General features: G+C 37.3%; 13 protein-coding genes. 5 read left to right on the top strand and 8 right to left on the bottom strand.

Annotated elements, in window-relative coordinates; translation table 11 throughout:
• Positions 1-181 precede the first annotated feature (181 nt).
• The 4 genes from ACE025_RS02790 to ACE025_RS02775 all read right to left on the bottom strand — a co-directional run bounded on the left by ACE025_RS02790 (position 182) and on the right by ACE025_RS02775 (position 4,161).
• Positions 182-1,159: a DUF1002 domain-containing protein gene (locus tag ACE025_RS02790; protein WP_485937256.1), complete on the bottom strand. Its 978-nt coding sequence runs from the start codon at positions 1,157-1,159 to the stop codon at positions 182-184.
• Between the two features lie 64 nt (positions 1,160-1,223).
• The gene (locus ACE025_RS02785; RefSeq protein WP_485937254.1) at positions 1,224-2,135 is read right to left on the bottom strand and encodes an RluA family pseudouridine synthase; all 912 of its coding nucleotides are present in this window, start codon (positions 2,133-2,135) and stop codon (positions 1,224-1,226) included.
• A 117-nt stretch (positions 2,136-2,252) separates the two neighbouring features.
• A complete protein-coding gene (locus tag ACE025_RS02780) occupies positions 2,253-3,848 on the bottom strand; it encodes an ABC1 kinase family protein (RefSeq protein WP_485937252.1) in 1,596 nt (531 codons plus the stop codon).
• A gap of 10 nt (positions 3,849-3,858) precedes the next feature.
• The gene (locus ACE025_RS02775) at positions 3,859-4,161 is read right to left on the bottom strand and encodes a phasin family protein (protein WP_485937250.1); all 303 of its coding nucleotides are present in this window, start codon (positions 4,159-4,161) and stop codon (positions 3,859-3,861) included.
• Positions 4,162-4,452: 291 nt separating this feature from the next.
• On the opposite strand from ACE025_RS02775, the gene spxA reads away from it, so the two are divergent.
• Complete coding sequence (gene spxA / locus ACE025_RS02770; RefSeq protein ID WP_485937248.1) at positions 4,453-4,860, top strand: transcriptional regulator SpxA; 408 nt, start codon at positions 4,453-4,455, stop codon at positions 4,858-4,860.
• Positions 4,861-4,940: 80 nt separating this feature from the next.
• Here the strand turns inward: spxA and ACE025_RS02765 are convergent, their stop codons facing one another.
• Positions 4,941-6,218: an alkaline phosphatase family protein gene (locus tag ACE025_RS02765; protein WP_485937246.1), complete on the bottom strand. Its 1,278-nt coding sequence runs from the start codon at positions 6,216-6,218 to the stop codon at positions 4,941-4,943.
• Positions 6,219-6,391: 173 nt separating this feature from the next.
• On the opposite strand from ACE025_RS02765, the gene ACE025_RS02760 reads away from it, so the two are divergent.
• Together ACE025_RS02760 and ACE025_RS02755 are read left to right on the top strand one after the other, a co-directional pair.
• A complete protein-coding gene (locus ACE025_RS02760) occupies positions 6,392-6,640 on the top strand; it encodes a hypothetical protein (RefSeq protein WP_485937245.1) in 249 nt (82 codons plus the stop codon).
• Positions 6,641-6,732: 92 nt separating this feature from the next.
• On the top strand, positions 6,733-7,053 hold the full coding sequence (locus ACE025_RS02755; RefSeq protein ID WP_485937243.1) for a hypothetical protein: 321 nt from the start codon (positions 6,733-6,735) through the stop codon (positions 7,051-7,053).
• A 110-nt stretch (positions 7,054-7,163) separates the two neighbouring features.
• On the opposite strand, the gene ACE025_RS02750 is transcribed toward ACE025_RS02755, so the two are convergent.
• The 3 genes from ACE025_RS02750 to ACE025_RS02740 all read right to left on the bottom strand — a co-directional run bounded on the left by ACE025_RS02750 (position 7,164) and on the right by ACE025_RS02740 (position 11,080).
• Positions 7,164-7,937 carry a MurR/RpiR family transcriptional regulator gene (locus ACE025_RS02750; RefSeq protein WP_485937241.1) on the bottom strand — a complete coding sequence of 258 codons (774 nt, stop codon included), beginning with the start codon at positions 7,935-7,937 and terminating at the stop codon, positions 7,164-7,166.
• 103 nt (positions 7,938-8,040) lie between these two features.
• The gene (locus ACE025_RS02745) at positions 8,041-9,384 is read right to left on the bottom strand and encodes a 6-phospho-alpha-glucosidase (protein WP_485937239.1); all 1,344 of its coding nucleotides are present in this window, start codon (positions 9,382-9,384) and stop codon (positions 8,041-8,043) included.
• A gap of 46 nt (positions 9,385-9,430) precedes the next feature.
• Positions 9,431-11,080, bottom strand: a complete 1,650-nt coding sequence (locus ACE025_RS02740) for an alpha-glucoside-specific PTS transporter subunit IIBC (protein ID WP_485937237.1) — start codon at positions 11,078-11,080, stop codon at positions 9,431-9,433.
• A gap of 311 nt (positions 11,081-11,391) precedes the next feature.
• On the opposite strand from ACE025_RS02740, the gene ACE025_RS02735 reads away from it, so the two are divergent.
• Positions 11,392-12,150 carry a GNAT family N-acetyltransferase gene (locus ACE025_RS02735; protein WP_485937235.1) on the top strand — a complete coding sequence of 253 codons (759 nt, stop codon included), beginning with the start codon at positions 11,392-11,394 and terminating at the stop codon, positions 12,148-12,150.
• A gap of 424 nt (positions 12,151-12,574) precedes the next feature.
• The gene (locus tag ACE025_RS02730) at positions 12,575-13,954 is read left to right on the top strand and encodes a glycoside hydrolase family 1 protein (RefSeq protein WP_485937233.1); all 1,380 of its coding nucleotides are present in this window, start codon (positions 12,575-12,577) and stop codon (positions 13,952-13,954) included.
• The last annotated feature ends 11 nt before the right edge of the window (positions 13,955-13,965 follow it).

The following is a 13,965-nucleotide window of genomic DNA, read 5'->3' as shown; positions in this document are numbered from 1 at the left end:
TCCCAATTGATTAATAACTGCACTCTATTAATCAATTGACGTTCTATTCTATCTTCAATCGATTAATAGATACCCTCTATTAGTCAATTGAGTATTCCGATTAATGTCACTTGACTAATAGCCGACAAACTAAAAAATGAGACTGACAAAAGTTACTGTCAGTCTCTTTCTGCAATTAGATTTAGTTGAATAATCCTGTGATAGCTTCCCAGATTTGCTTGAAGAAATTACCGACTTTGTCAAAGAAACCGCTAGATTCTGCGTTATCGATGAAGTCGCCGAATTTCGATTGGACAACTTTGGATAAATTGTTCAATTGCTCTTTTACAGCTTCGGAATCGATAGCTGCTGTTTGTTGGTAATTTTCAAACAAACTCATCAAACGATCAATCTGTTCTTGAGTCACAACATTTTCTAAGTTGTTATTTGCTAAAGCTTCATTGATGATTCGTTCAATATCTTCTTTAGTTGCCAACTCTCCTTGCTGTTCTTTCAATTCAGCTAAAGATTGTTTGATTTCAATAATGGCTTGGTCTAATTTAGCAGGATCAAATTCCCCATTATCTGCATTTTCCTGAGCGATATCATTGGTTGTCTCCAGCTCGTCTTGAGCTACTTCCATTCGGTCTTGATCCAAATCTTCCCCGTTTACGTCAAAAGCTTTATAAATACCTGTCAAGGCACTCTCACCTGTTGCTGGACGGATGCTGGCTACTTCAATCGTAGCATCTGCAACACCAGCCGTGATGGCAGCATTAGCGTATTGTTCTTGAGTAATCTGCGTGATGTTTTCTGGCGTTTTGATATCCACGACAACTCCATGACCATCATCTTCTTTTTCTACTAATACAGATGAAATCAAGCTGGATGTATTTCCAGATCCGGTTCCTAAGTATTTTACGAGTTCGTCCCCGGTAACATTTACACTGACGACATTATCGGGATTTTCGATCCCAATGAGTTCCTCAGTTTCATCTACTTCTGAATCGGATAATCCGCCACCATAAACAAATGTGGGTTTACCCCATTTTTCATTGACGACAGTTGTGTCTATTCCATCTTCAGCTGCATTTGCAGTAAGCGGACTAGTGATGAAGCCACCCACCAATCCTGTGATCAATAGTGTTTTTATTCCAAATTTTCTAAAACGGTATGTCATATGTCTTACCTCCTTAACATAGTTTACTCAACTCTGGATGTTTTTTCTTCCAACTTTAGTCCGATTATTTCGTTTTTGTGTAAAATACCTTTGGAACCGGAGAAGTAAAGCGCACCACTTCGCCTGTAGTGGGGTGTTCAAAAGCGATCGTAGTAGCGTGCAAGCCCAAACGCTTCATGTAATTGACTGTTGATCCGTATTTTTTATCCCCTACTACTGGATGCCCGATGTCTGCCATATGCACACGAATCTGATTTTTTCTACCGGTTTCTAATTGGACTTCCAGCAAGCTGGTAATTCCATTTGAACGTAATTTTTTATAATGACTGACAGCATGCTGTCCTCCATTATCTCTGGGACTTGAATGAACTTTGAAAGATTTAGCATTCTCCGTCAACCATGACTCTATTGTTCCGGCCTCATCTTTGACGTCTCCTTCGACTAAAGCAGTGTAAATTCTTTCTTTCACTATATTTTTCCAATTTTGCTGCATTTTTTGTTTAACTGCATCACTTTTGGCAAACAGCATCACACCTGAAGTATCTCTATCCAAACGATGCACCACGAAAATACGGTTGTTAGGATTTTCTTGTTTTGCGTAAATATTGAGTTGTCTATGAGCCGTCATTTCTTTCTGATGACCTGCAGCTATTGATAAAATACCAGCCTCTTTATCTACAACAATAATGTCTTCATCTTCATGCAGAATAGAGATTCCTATCAGTTCACTTTGCTTTTGGGCAGCTTTATTATCTTCTATTTTCACTACTTGACCGGCAGTCAAAGTATAATTGAATTGTTTTACAACTTTCCCGTCTACAGTTATTTGTCCTCTGCTCAATATTGATTTGATAGAGTTTCGGCTACTTTTCACTTTTTGATTCAGCAGAAAATCTAATAATTCTGTCTCTTCTTTTACGACCAAATGTATATTACTTTCTTTTTTCTTTGCTGTCTTCTTAATAGGCTTTTTCATTTTAAATTCCTCGCTCTCATCATTTATTATACACTATTCCATCATATAACGAGGCATCAAAAAAGAGAAAAGAGTTTCAGCTCTTTTCCCTTTCTTATTTATTTGTTCATCCGCCCATTACAGCCTCTCTGAACGGATAATAGAAATGATCAACCATAGTCCTAAAAAACCGGCGCCAAGGAAAAATATAATACCCAACCATGAGGTGCTTGTTCTTTCTGCAGCAAAAATAATCAATGCCGAAGACAGTATCAATGCAGAAACAATCAAAGCAAAAACAACACGATTGACCATTTTATTTAGTCCAGTCCATTTATCATCCATATTCACTAGATCCAATTTGATTTTCGTTCGCCCGTTATTCAAATTTTCAAAGAGTTTAGAGACCTGCATAGGCAACTCTACCATACCTTTTGCAAATTTAACAGAATTCAGCAGCAATTTTTCACTGCTGATAGGCTCGAACAGTTTAAAGTTATCACTCTCAGATAAATAGCCTTTTGCTACTTGCACAACATTTAAATCAGGAGCCAGATCAGTAATCAAACCTTCTAGCATCGTTAGCGCTCGAACTAGAACGGTATATTCGCTTGGCATAGAAATGCTGTGTTTACGAGTGACATCCAAAACATCCGCAATCAACGTTCCAAATTGGATAGAACTGAAATTTGCGGTTAAATAGGTTTCTACCAAGTAATTCAAATCTTCGTAAAAACGTGCTCGATCAATTCGCTTCTTTTGCACGCCAATTTTTAACAACGTATTCATCAGCTGATTTAAATCTTGCATGACGATTGCTTTTAACAATTGGTTCAAGTGGTCTCGATTCTCGCTGGATAATTGCCCCATAATACCAAAATCAATAAAATAGATTTTCCCCTCTTTAATGATTAAATTCCCTGGATGAGGATCGCCATGGAAAAACCCGTCTTTAAAAACCTGAGATAAAAAAGCCAGCATCAGTTTTTCTCCAATATCTTCTCGGATATATCCGGCTTCATTCAGTGCTTCAATATCTAAAATCTTATACCCTTCAATGTATTCTTCTACAATGATTCGTTTAGAATTGAAGGATAGGAAAACTTTTGGCACATCCACACACGCTATCTCTTTGTTTAATTCGCCAAAACGTAGTATCGCATTGGCTTCATTTCGGAAGTCTAATTCTCTTTTCGATGTTTGGCGAATCTCTTCAAAGGCTTCTTTGGGACTGACTAAAAAATCTTTAAAAATATTCGGTGCACGATCTACAATTCGAATAAACAAATCGATATCTTGTAAGAGAGTAGTTTCCATATTAGGACGTTGTACTTTAAGAATGACCTCTTCTCCTGTAAATAATTTACCGCGATGTACTTGGGATACAGAAGCACTAGCCAAAGGTTTTTCGTCAATTTTTTCAAAAACATCTTCTATTTTCTGTCCAAATTCTTTTACAAAAATCGATTTTGCTTCTTCAAATGGGAAAGAAGGTGCTTCGTCTTGCAGCTTAGATAATTCTGTAATGTATTCAATGGGTAAGATATCTCTTCGTGTAGAAAGAATCTGCCCTATTTTGATGAATCCAGGTCCTAATTCTTCAAAAGCTTGCCGCAATTTTTTAGGATCCTGTTCTTTTTTTTGTGAGCGGACACGTGTGTTGTAAATATGACCAAATCCATATTTTGCCAAAACTCTCACGATTTCACGTAATCTTTCTCCACTTGAAGGCACAAAATCACCCCTACTCGTTATTTTCTACCATCTCATCGATTTGCGCGTTTAAAGCTGCAATTTTCAACTCTAATTCTTCAATATCTTTGCGTTGGGCCACGTTCATTTGAAGCAAAATAGCTTGTACTTCATCCTTATCGACCTTATCATCTTTTTGTTTTCCCTTACGCATCAATTCTTCGCTTAATTTTTTCCCTTGTTCTACAGTAATTTGACCTCTTGAAGCTAATTTTTCAACCATCTCTTCGACTTTATCATACGTCATTGAAACTCCACCGATACTTGCTAAGATCAATTTTTTCAAGTCATTCATTGTTATTTCCTCCTTTTAATTTTTGAGGTAGCCATTAGAAAATTCAGGATAAGGATTTGTTGAGTATATTATAACGAGAAATGTACTTAAGTAAAAAAAATACACTTTATTTAAACTATTTTTTAGTTTCAATGGACGTTTTTCTAATAAATTTTTCAAGCTAAATGTTAGAACTATGAGAATGAGCAAATATAAAAAGTCAAATTTCTTGCTTTTTTTTAATAAAAGGGATATGATAATGACTGAAATCGCTTTATCCCTAATTGCTACATAAGTAAAGGAGAGATAAATATGATTAATCTTTATATTACCCCCAGTTGTACATCCTGCAGAAAAGCAAAGGCATGGTTAGACGAACACCACTTGCCGTATGTTGAAAAAAACATTATTGCTACCCCCCTATCTATTGATGAGCTGAAAAGTATTCTTCGTTTGACAGAAGAAGGAACTGAAGAAATTATTTCTTACCGTTCTCATGCTTATCAAAATCTCACCGTCGATATTGAAGAATTGTCCCTGGAAAAGTTGCTGGATTTGATACATAAGAATCCTGAGCTCATTAGAAGACCTATTCTTACGGATGAACGAAGAATCCAAGTAGGTTACAATGCGGATGAAATTCGCTGCTTCTTACCAAGAGACGTTCGTAAGCTAGAATTCCAGCGTATCCAAGACGAACTCGCTTTAGAAGCTAACTGAATAGCAAAAATAAGCTGAGATCTCCATTCCCAGCTCTTTTTGTTTTCATTTTTATTAAAAAAACTAGTTTTTACACCTTCTTACTCCTCAGATGTTACAAACAAGTCTTTTAAAATAACTCCATCTATTTCGTGAATGAATTCATATCCCATTGCATATAATAAAGTCGGTGCTTCATCTACTAATCGAGCAAAAGCAATCTGCGCTTGTTGATTGATGCCAGGACCTGAAATAAACATCATTGTGTCATAATTTTCTTTCGTTGGGGAAAAACCATGTGTTGCTTTATGGTAATCAGTACCTGCTGTCTTCTCATACAAAGGACCTTCATTATCAGAAAAGTAATATCCTCGTTTGGCTTCAACTAAAAAGCTGCACGTACTGTCGGCGCCTAATTCCATTGCTTGCTGCTGCGTATAGATAAATTCGATTCCTTCAGCCAGTTTCCCAAGTTCTTCCGCTACCAATTGCAAGTTCATATTGGGTTTAGTATAAATATAAGTTGCTCCGTCTGCACTTTTTGCAATAACTTTCCATTTCTTCACTTGTCCTCTTTGGTTCTTCTTCAACCACCCCAATGTTTCAAAATAATTGTTCAAATGAATCACAGTATGCGTGTCGATTTGATAGTGGTCTCCTAAAACTGCAATCACTGTTTCTTCAAAAATCCCTTTTTGTTTCATAGCTTCAATGATTTGACCTAAGTGGCGATCCATATTGCGAATAGCTTCTTTTGCTTGTGGCGAATGGACTCCATATTTGTGTCTCATACTATCTAGTTCCACATAATGGATAGCCAATAAATCAGGGTTTTTAGTCTCTATCGTATCCAGTATACCGGCTGTCAAAAATTCATCCAGTTCAGGTTGTTGGATTCCCTTTCTTAGATGTCCATATTTTCGATTGAGATCCATAATAAACTTGGGACTAGAAGAGTATAACGACACCATAACTTGGTTTTGCCACTGGCGATTAGGGAAGATTTCTGCAAAATTGTAATCGATCGCCTGACTCCGACCAGTTACTGGCCACAGAAAACTAGCTGTTTTGTATCCTTTTTCATGGGCTGCATCAAATAGTGAAGGAACTTTGATATCTTTCGCGTACCAATGCCAGTCAGGAGAAACTCTTTTTGGTTGAAGATATGTATTGTTCAGGATTCCATGGTTAATTGGATACATTCCAGTCACCACAGATGTATGAGCCATATAAGTCAATGAAGGATAAACGGTCTCGACTTTTTCTATTACTGCACTTCTATTCAATAAATAGTTGAAATTCGGGAGTGTTTTGGCATAAGCCAAATCTTGCGAACCGAATGCATCCAATGAGATCATATATAAGCGTTGTTTGTCCAATTCAATTCTCCTTTTGTAGTGTTCAATTGCTTTTATTATGCCATAAGTCTTATGGTATTAGAAAGAAGTTCTTTTTCAACGACGTTAACATAAAATTGCATTAAACATGTAACCTGACTACTTTTAAGTCGAAGCATCGAGAATGGGTAACTGGCCCAGAGCTGGGGATAAAAATGAAGAAAAGTGTACTTAAAACTTCTTTAATAATTCTTCTCTTTTCATTTGGTTGTGAAAAATCTTTAAGTAGTGAAGCAGTTATAAGTGATGTAAAAGAAAACGGTTCTTTGGTCAAAACCTACCACGCGTTGATCGATCTTTCCATTTCTGTAACTAATCATGAATCAGGTGAAGTCATACAAGAAAGCACGAGCAAATCAGATATTGTCATCAACGAACAGAATCTTAATCTTATGGCACTATAAATGAGCCTGCAGCCGGTGAAACATTAACACAACAATATTATTCAGTTGACGACAAAGCTTACATGAATCTCAAGGATCAAGGAAGGATCGATATGTCGAGCCAACAAGATGAACTTTTCCAAAGTACGGGCACGACTTATCCTCATATTGTTCCTATTGTTGAATCGATCAGTAAGATTGGGGAACTGACTGAAAATGAAGAAGTCTTTACCTACACTTTTCAAGGGAAAAATACCGATTTATATGCTTCCTTCGAATCTCCCTGCTCTTTAAATTTTGGTCTTCTTTCCCCTGATGAAGTTAACCAAAATACTAAAATATCCATAGACAAAGAGACTCTTATCATCAAAGAGGTCTTTAATGAGCTTTCTGGTATCCAAGACGGTCATGAACTCGTCATGAAAGTCCATTAAACTTATCAAGACATGAATGAAATGAACAATATTACTGTACCTCAAGAAATGATCGACGATGCGTTAAATAATTAAAAAGAAGAAGCTGGGAAAATTCCAGCTTCTTCTTTTTAGTTATTTCTGTTGTTTGAAAACAACACATGATCTATATATGAACGTTGAAGCAGATCGGTTGTTACATATAAAGGCAGGAACGAATAAATTTCTTCATTTTGTACCAGCACTGGAGTGGTTTGAAAATAAAGATTGAATGTTGCTCTTGATGCCATTTGATTATTGCGAAAACTAGTGATCGACAATATAGGGATTTCTTTTAAAATCAATAGATTCATGATTTTATCTACTTCTATAATATCCCCGCTGAGCGAGACGAAAATCACTAAGTCCTTTGAGGTCATAGAAGTAGTGCTGGCCATTTCTAATTCTTTCAATGCTGACAACACTATCGGAAACTTGCCGACTGGAACCATACTTCTTCTAAAATTCGATAGCACATCCCTTTGCCCCCAACCCGTTCCATAGCAAAAAATACGGTCAGCTTGATGCAAAGCTTCTACAATAGGATTAATATCCGTTTGGCTGTAAAGTTTTTTAGTTGTTTCAATATCTTTTTGTTGCAGATCCACAAATTTGACCGTATTCAAATCTTGAGCTTCTTTCGCTTTTTCATGTCTCAAGCTGTATTTGAATTCACTATAACCTGAGAAGCCCAACTTTTTAGTCAGTCTCAAGATCGTTGACTTAGAGGTCAAGGTCAATTTGGCTAATTCTGTGATCGTCATTTGATGGACTGCCTGTTTATGATTCACGATAAAAGATAAAATATGTAAATCGTTTTCATTTAGTTCGTGGTAATGGTCATTGATCAAGGCTTCTAACTCCAATAACAAAAACACCTCCGTTAATACTAAGACTGTTTGTTCACTTAAACTAGTCTTAGTATAACACAGAGGTATTAGGAGTTGGGTTAACTTGCAGTCAAATTAATTAAATTAATTCTGGCCAGTATTCTTTATTGGCTTCAATCAAGTCATCCAATATTTGTTTCGCAATTCTAGCATTTGGCACGATTCTTGACAATGTCAATGCTTGCCATAGTTTTTGGTATGAGCCTTCCGCCCAAGCTTCAACGACTAATTTTTCGACTCCAACTTGTTGTTCCATCAGACCTTTTTGGAAACGAGGAATCTCACCCATCGTCAACGGTTCTGGTCCTTGTGACCCTACAATACAAGGAATCTCTACCATAGCTGTCGGGTCGAAGTTTACGATAGATCCATTATTCGGAACGATCAACAACATTCTTTCTCTTGTGTTGTAGGCGATCGCACGAGCTAAGTCGACGATATAAGAAGCATGGTCATCTGTCACTAATTTTGCGTCTTTAGCTGATTTTATGTTTGCGATACGGTTGCACTCAGAAAAGACTTTTTTCTCGCGGTTTTCCATGACTTCATTAGCCCGTGTATGCTCAGGATTTGAGTGTTCTACTTCGTCTTGTGGGTAGAAATAGTATTTCAAATAAGTATTCGGCAATACTTTTGGATCCAATGCATAAACTTCTTTAGCTTTTCCAAACGTATGCATCCAACTTGGTTCTATTTCTTCTTCTGGACGACCGTTTAGTTCACCGGGTGTAACGTATCCATGATCTGCTACGTGCTCTTTTATTTTCGGCATCAAGTCATTTCCATCTTTATCCCGAATGTCTGTCCACCAGCCAAAGTGGTTCAATCCATAGTAGCGAATCGTCATATCTTTACGAGACTCTAACCCTAAAATCTCTGCCATTCTTGCTTCGATTCCTACAGGCATATCACATATGTTAATAATTTTGCTGTTCGGGCGTAATTTGCGTGTTGCTTCGGCTACGATAGCTGCTGGATTAGAATAATTCAGCATCCAAGCATCTGGGGAGTATTTTTCCATATAATCCACCAATTCCAGAACTCCGCCGATAGAACGCATTCCGTATGCTATTCCTCCCGGACCACACGTTTCTTGACCAACGACTCCGTATTTCAACGGTATTTTCTCATCTTTTTCACGCATCGCATATTTTCCTACTCGAATGTGAGCCATCACAAAGTCAATATCTGTAAAAGCTTCCTCTGGATCAGTCGTAGCAACGAATTTGATTTGAGGTGCTCTTTCTTTCAGAATGATTTCCGTAGCATCCGCGATTTGTTTTTGACGATTAAAATCATTGTCATAGAATTTGATTTGACGAATCGGAAACTTATCTAAGTTTTCTAATAACATCATAATAATCCCTGGAGTAAACGTACTTCCGCCACCTGCAACAACGATTGATTGTTCTTTCAAAGTCATAAATAAAATCTCCTTCTTTTACTATATTTTTTTGTATTCCACAATTTTATGTCAGGTTTGTACCTTGATTAACATTCAGATCATTATCTGTTTCTGAGTTGCCTTGGTTAACCATGTCTTCAAACTTTTCTCTGACTTGAGGAACATCCAAACCTACAATGACTTGCAAAGCATTGCCCTTTCTCACTAAACCATGTGCTCCATTTTGTTTGAAGAAACCATCTTCTTTGACTAGAGAGTCATCGTGCACGCTGACTCTTAAACGAGTCGCACAATTATTGATACGGCTGATATTTTCAAAACCGCCTAAACCTTCAAGGAATGATGCTGCTCTTAAAGAGTAAGGATCATCTGATTGAGAAGCGGTAACTGTTGCCCCATTTTTTTCTTGTGCTTTCTTCTCTTTATAATCCGCTTTGCGATACATTTTTACATCTTCTGCATCTTCACGGCCAGGTGTTTTGATGTCCCATTTTAAAATGGCAAATCGGAAAACCAAGAAGTAAATACCGCTAAAGACTAATCCAGTACCAAATAAAATCAAGACAGCATCTAAGTGAGTTGCTGACATCGGTACAATAAATTGAGAGATAACCGCTAGTAATCCACTACCTACATCCCCTGCTACTCCTAATAAGTAAACAGTTGTGCCTAATGTCGCTGCGATAACAGCATGAGCGGCAAACAATTGCGGAGCTAAGAATAAAAAGGTGAATTCAAAAGGTTCTGTGATCCCTGCTAAAACAGCTGTCATAGCAGTAGGTACAACTAAAGCAATTGTTTGTTTTCTCTTTTCTGGTTTTGCAGTTGCTACTAATGCTGCCCCAATACCAAGAGGAGCAAACAATTTAGACACGTTGTGTAATGCAAAACCGCCTTGCGGGAACAATTCTCTTAAAGAGCCTTCTGTACTTGCAAAGTAATCTAAGTTGTTCAACCAAAAAGCCGTGATTCCATTTTCCACAACAGCTGGACCATAGATAAATGGTTGGTAAATAAAATGATGCAATCCAGTTGGGATCAATATTCTTTCCAAGAATACATAGATCCAAACTCCAAATGCTCCTGAAGTCTGTAAAAATCCTTGCATAGCAGCGATAACATTTTGAACTGCCGGCCATCCCCAAGATGTCAAAAGCGCTAACGGGAACATTAAGATAAATCCGATGATGACAACTAGTGAAGACCCTTGAAAAACGCCTAACCAATCAGGAATTTTCTTTTCAAAGAATTTATTGTGGATAAAAACAACGATACCCGCAATAACGATAGCTCCTATAAGGTTAGTATCCAACGTTTTCACACCGCCGATCAGTTTAAGACCACTAACTCCCCCTACTTCTTGGCTATAGTCGACCCCAAAAGATGGGCCCCATAGTTCAAGCATTTTAGCGATAAAATTGTTCCATGTCATATAAATCAAGAATGCTTCTAAAGAAGCTCGACCACTGGCTTTTTTAGCTAGACCAAGCGGCAGTCCGATCACAAATAATAATTCCATATTATTGAAAATGGTCCATCCGCCGGTCTCAATAATGGACCAGACTTCTGACCAAAGACTGCCATCAGCAGCAAGCCCTCCCATGATCAAGTCATTTTGCATTGCAATTGCAAGAGCTAAAATAATACCGTTAAAAGCGAATAGTAATACCGGTGTAAACATGGCTCCACCGAATCGTTGCAGTTTTTCCATCATTTGCTTACATCTCCTTTACTCTCTATTAAAAAGATTTTTTAAAAGTGATTTGCTATAAGCTGTTAATTTTCTTGATGCCCTCCTTTTATGTAATCGCTTTCTTGTGTAAACTATATCATTTAGTTTTTTTATACACAACAGCGCTATACCAATTAGGGAAAACGCTTTCAATTTAAACATTTTTCTCATTTGCTGGGAATTTTCCCAACACATATCGATATTTCATTCCCTTATCTATACTGGTATAATCAAGATACCTTATCTGCCATGCAGAGAGTTGTTTTACCTATACTATGAAAATGAGGGTCACTATGATTACGTTTGATACTATCACTTCAAAAACAGAGTTGATTGAAGAAAATGAATTTTATAAGCTCTACCACAATCACGAGGCTCGGTTTATGTACGACTATAATTTTATGCGATTGAAATACCAGCCCACTTTAGAAGAGTTTATATTGATTGAAAAAATATTACTGGAGTTTCATGAAGATATGGACATGAATCATGTTAAATTTTATTGGCCGGAAGACTATGGGTTTACTGAACCTATCATCGAGTACTTATCGAAAAATGGCTATGGAATTGAGATCTTAGAATTGTACGCTATTGATCCTAAAAACTTCATTCCTACCAAAAGAAATCCTGCTGTTACTGTCGAATTCGTTACAGAAGAATCGTTAAAGAGTTTTAAGCAAATTAATCGAGTACAAGATACTGATATCAGTGAAACTTTTGCAGATCAAAAGCAAAATCTTTACGACCAAGATTTTGATGACCCTGCTATACAACAAGTGATTGCTTATCTAGATGGTATTCCTGTGGGCAGTGTTGATTTGCTTGAACAAGAAGATACCATTGAAATCGACAATTTTTTTGTGCTTGAAGAATACCAAAAACAAGGTGTAGGTACAGAAATCCAACTATTCGTCATGGAAACAGCTGGTTCCAAAACAGTCATTCTGGTCGCTGATGCAGAAGATACTCCTAAAGATATGTATCTTAAACAAAATTATACCTATCTAAGTTACCAAGTTGGCGCATTGAAAGAACTAACTGCCATCAAATAAAAATAACTAAAAAAAGCTGCAAATGATACCTTCCTAAGAAGGACCATTTGCAGCTTTTTCGACAGTATTCAATTTTCATTAAATAGGTTCCATGAATTCCACAAAACAGAGGGATCCAAACACCTGCATCCTGCAGTGTGCTTACGCACATGTGCCCTGTCTAATTTTTGGCAATCACTATGTCGCCGAAGCGAAATGATAAATCATCTGATTGCCGGTCAACTCATCGCATGTAGATTATATTAGCACGAATCCTTCTTTTACACAAGTTTTATTTTACGTTCTTGGATTTTGCAGCAAAAACTGTGTGAATAACACACCTATTCATCGTTTAAATAGAACAATGCTTTATGATGAATTTGTATTGACAACTTATTTGTAAACGTTTACGATTATCTTAAAAATAGAAAGGAGTTTTGTAGTTATGCCATCACAGTTACCGCAAGGATTTTTATGGGGAAATTCTGTTTCCAGCATGCAAACAGAAGGTGCATGGAACGAAGGAGGGAAAGGAAAATCAGTCTACGATATCAGAGAAGCCAGTGAACATACTTCTGATTGGAAAGTCGCTACAGACAGCTATCATCGTTACAAAGAAGATTTTGATTATATGAAAGAATTAGGTATGAACTGCTATCGTTTTCAAATTTCTTGGTCACGTGTATTTCCCAATGGGGATGGTGAACTTAATGAAGAAGGTCTAGCCTTTTACGACCGCTTTATCGATGATTTATTAGAACGCGGAATCGAACCGATGATTTGTTTATATCATTTTGATATGCCTTTGCATCTTGCTGAAGAAAACCGGGGGTTTTTATCTCGTTATGTAGTAGACGCTTTTGTTCGTTATGGAAAACTCATTGTAGATCGCTATAAAGACAAAGTAAAATATTGGATCACTTTTAATGAACAAAACATTTTTGCTATGCCTCATGGTTTTCAAATAGGTGGGCTGTTAGGTGGTGACGGAACTGAAAAGGAATTGTATCAACTTCAGCACAACACCTTGATTGCTCATTCAGAGATCGCCAATTATCTCCACAAAACGGCACCAAATTGCGAAATCGGCGGTATGGTGGCCTACAATAAAGTCTACCCTGCAACTTCCAAACCAGAAGATAACCTGGCTGCTCAACTCGTAGATGACTTTACCAACCAATTCCATTTAGATGTTTTTACAAACGGAAAGTATCCTGCTTTCATGTTAGCTTATTTAGCAAAAAATGATTTGATGCCTGAATTCGAAGAAGGTGATGAAGAAACATTAGCAGAAATGAAAAGCGATTGGCTGTCACTCAGCTATTATGCAAGTTCTACCATCAGCGCTGATAAGATCACCAAAGATACACCGATTTATCAATACCGAGAAATTGGCGGTCAGCCGAATCCCAATCTGGAAGCTACTGAATGGGGATGGCAAATCGATCCTATAGGATTCAGAAGTATTCTTAGAGACATGTACAATCGATACAAATTACCCGTCTTCCCTATCGAAAATGGTATCGGAGTAATTGAAGAATTGCCGGAAGATGAACTGATCCAAGATGATTATCGAATCGACTACCACCGCGATCACTTGCAAGCTATGAAAGATGCTATGTTCTTGGATGGTGTTGATTGTATCGGCTACCTTGGTTGGGGATTGATCGATATTTTAAGTTCTCAAGGCGATATGCGAAAACGTTACGGGGTCGTTTACGTTAATCGTGAAAACCACGATTTAAAAGATATGCGCAGAATTCCTAAAAAAAGCTTTGCCTGGTTCAAAAAAGTTATTGAAAGCAATGGTGAAAACTTAGATTGATTTTTAGGAGG

The organism is Desemzia sp. AGC72, assembly GCF_057334175.1.
Note: the sequence above shows the minus strand (reverse complement) of the source record. Positions and strands in the feature narration are given on the sequence as shown.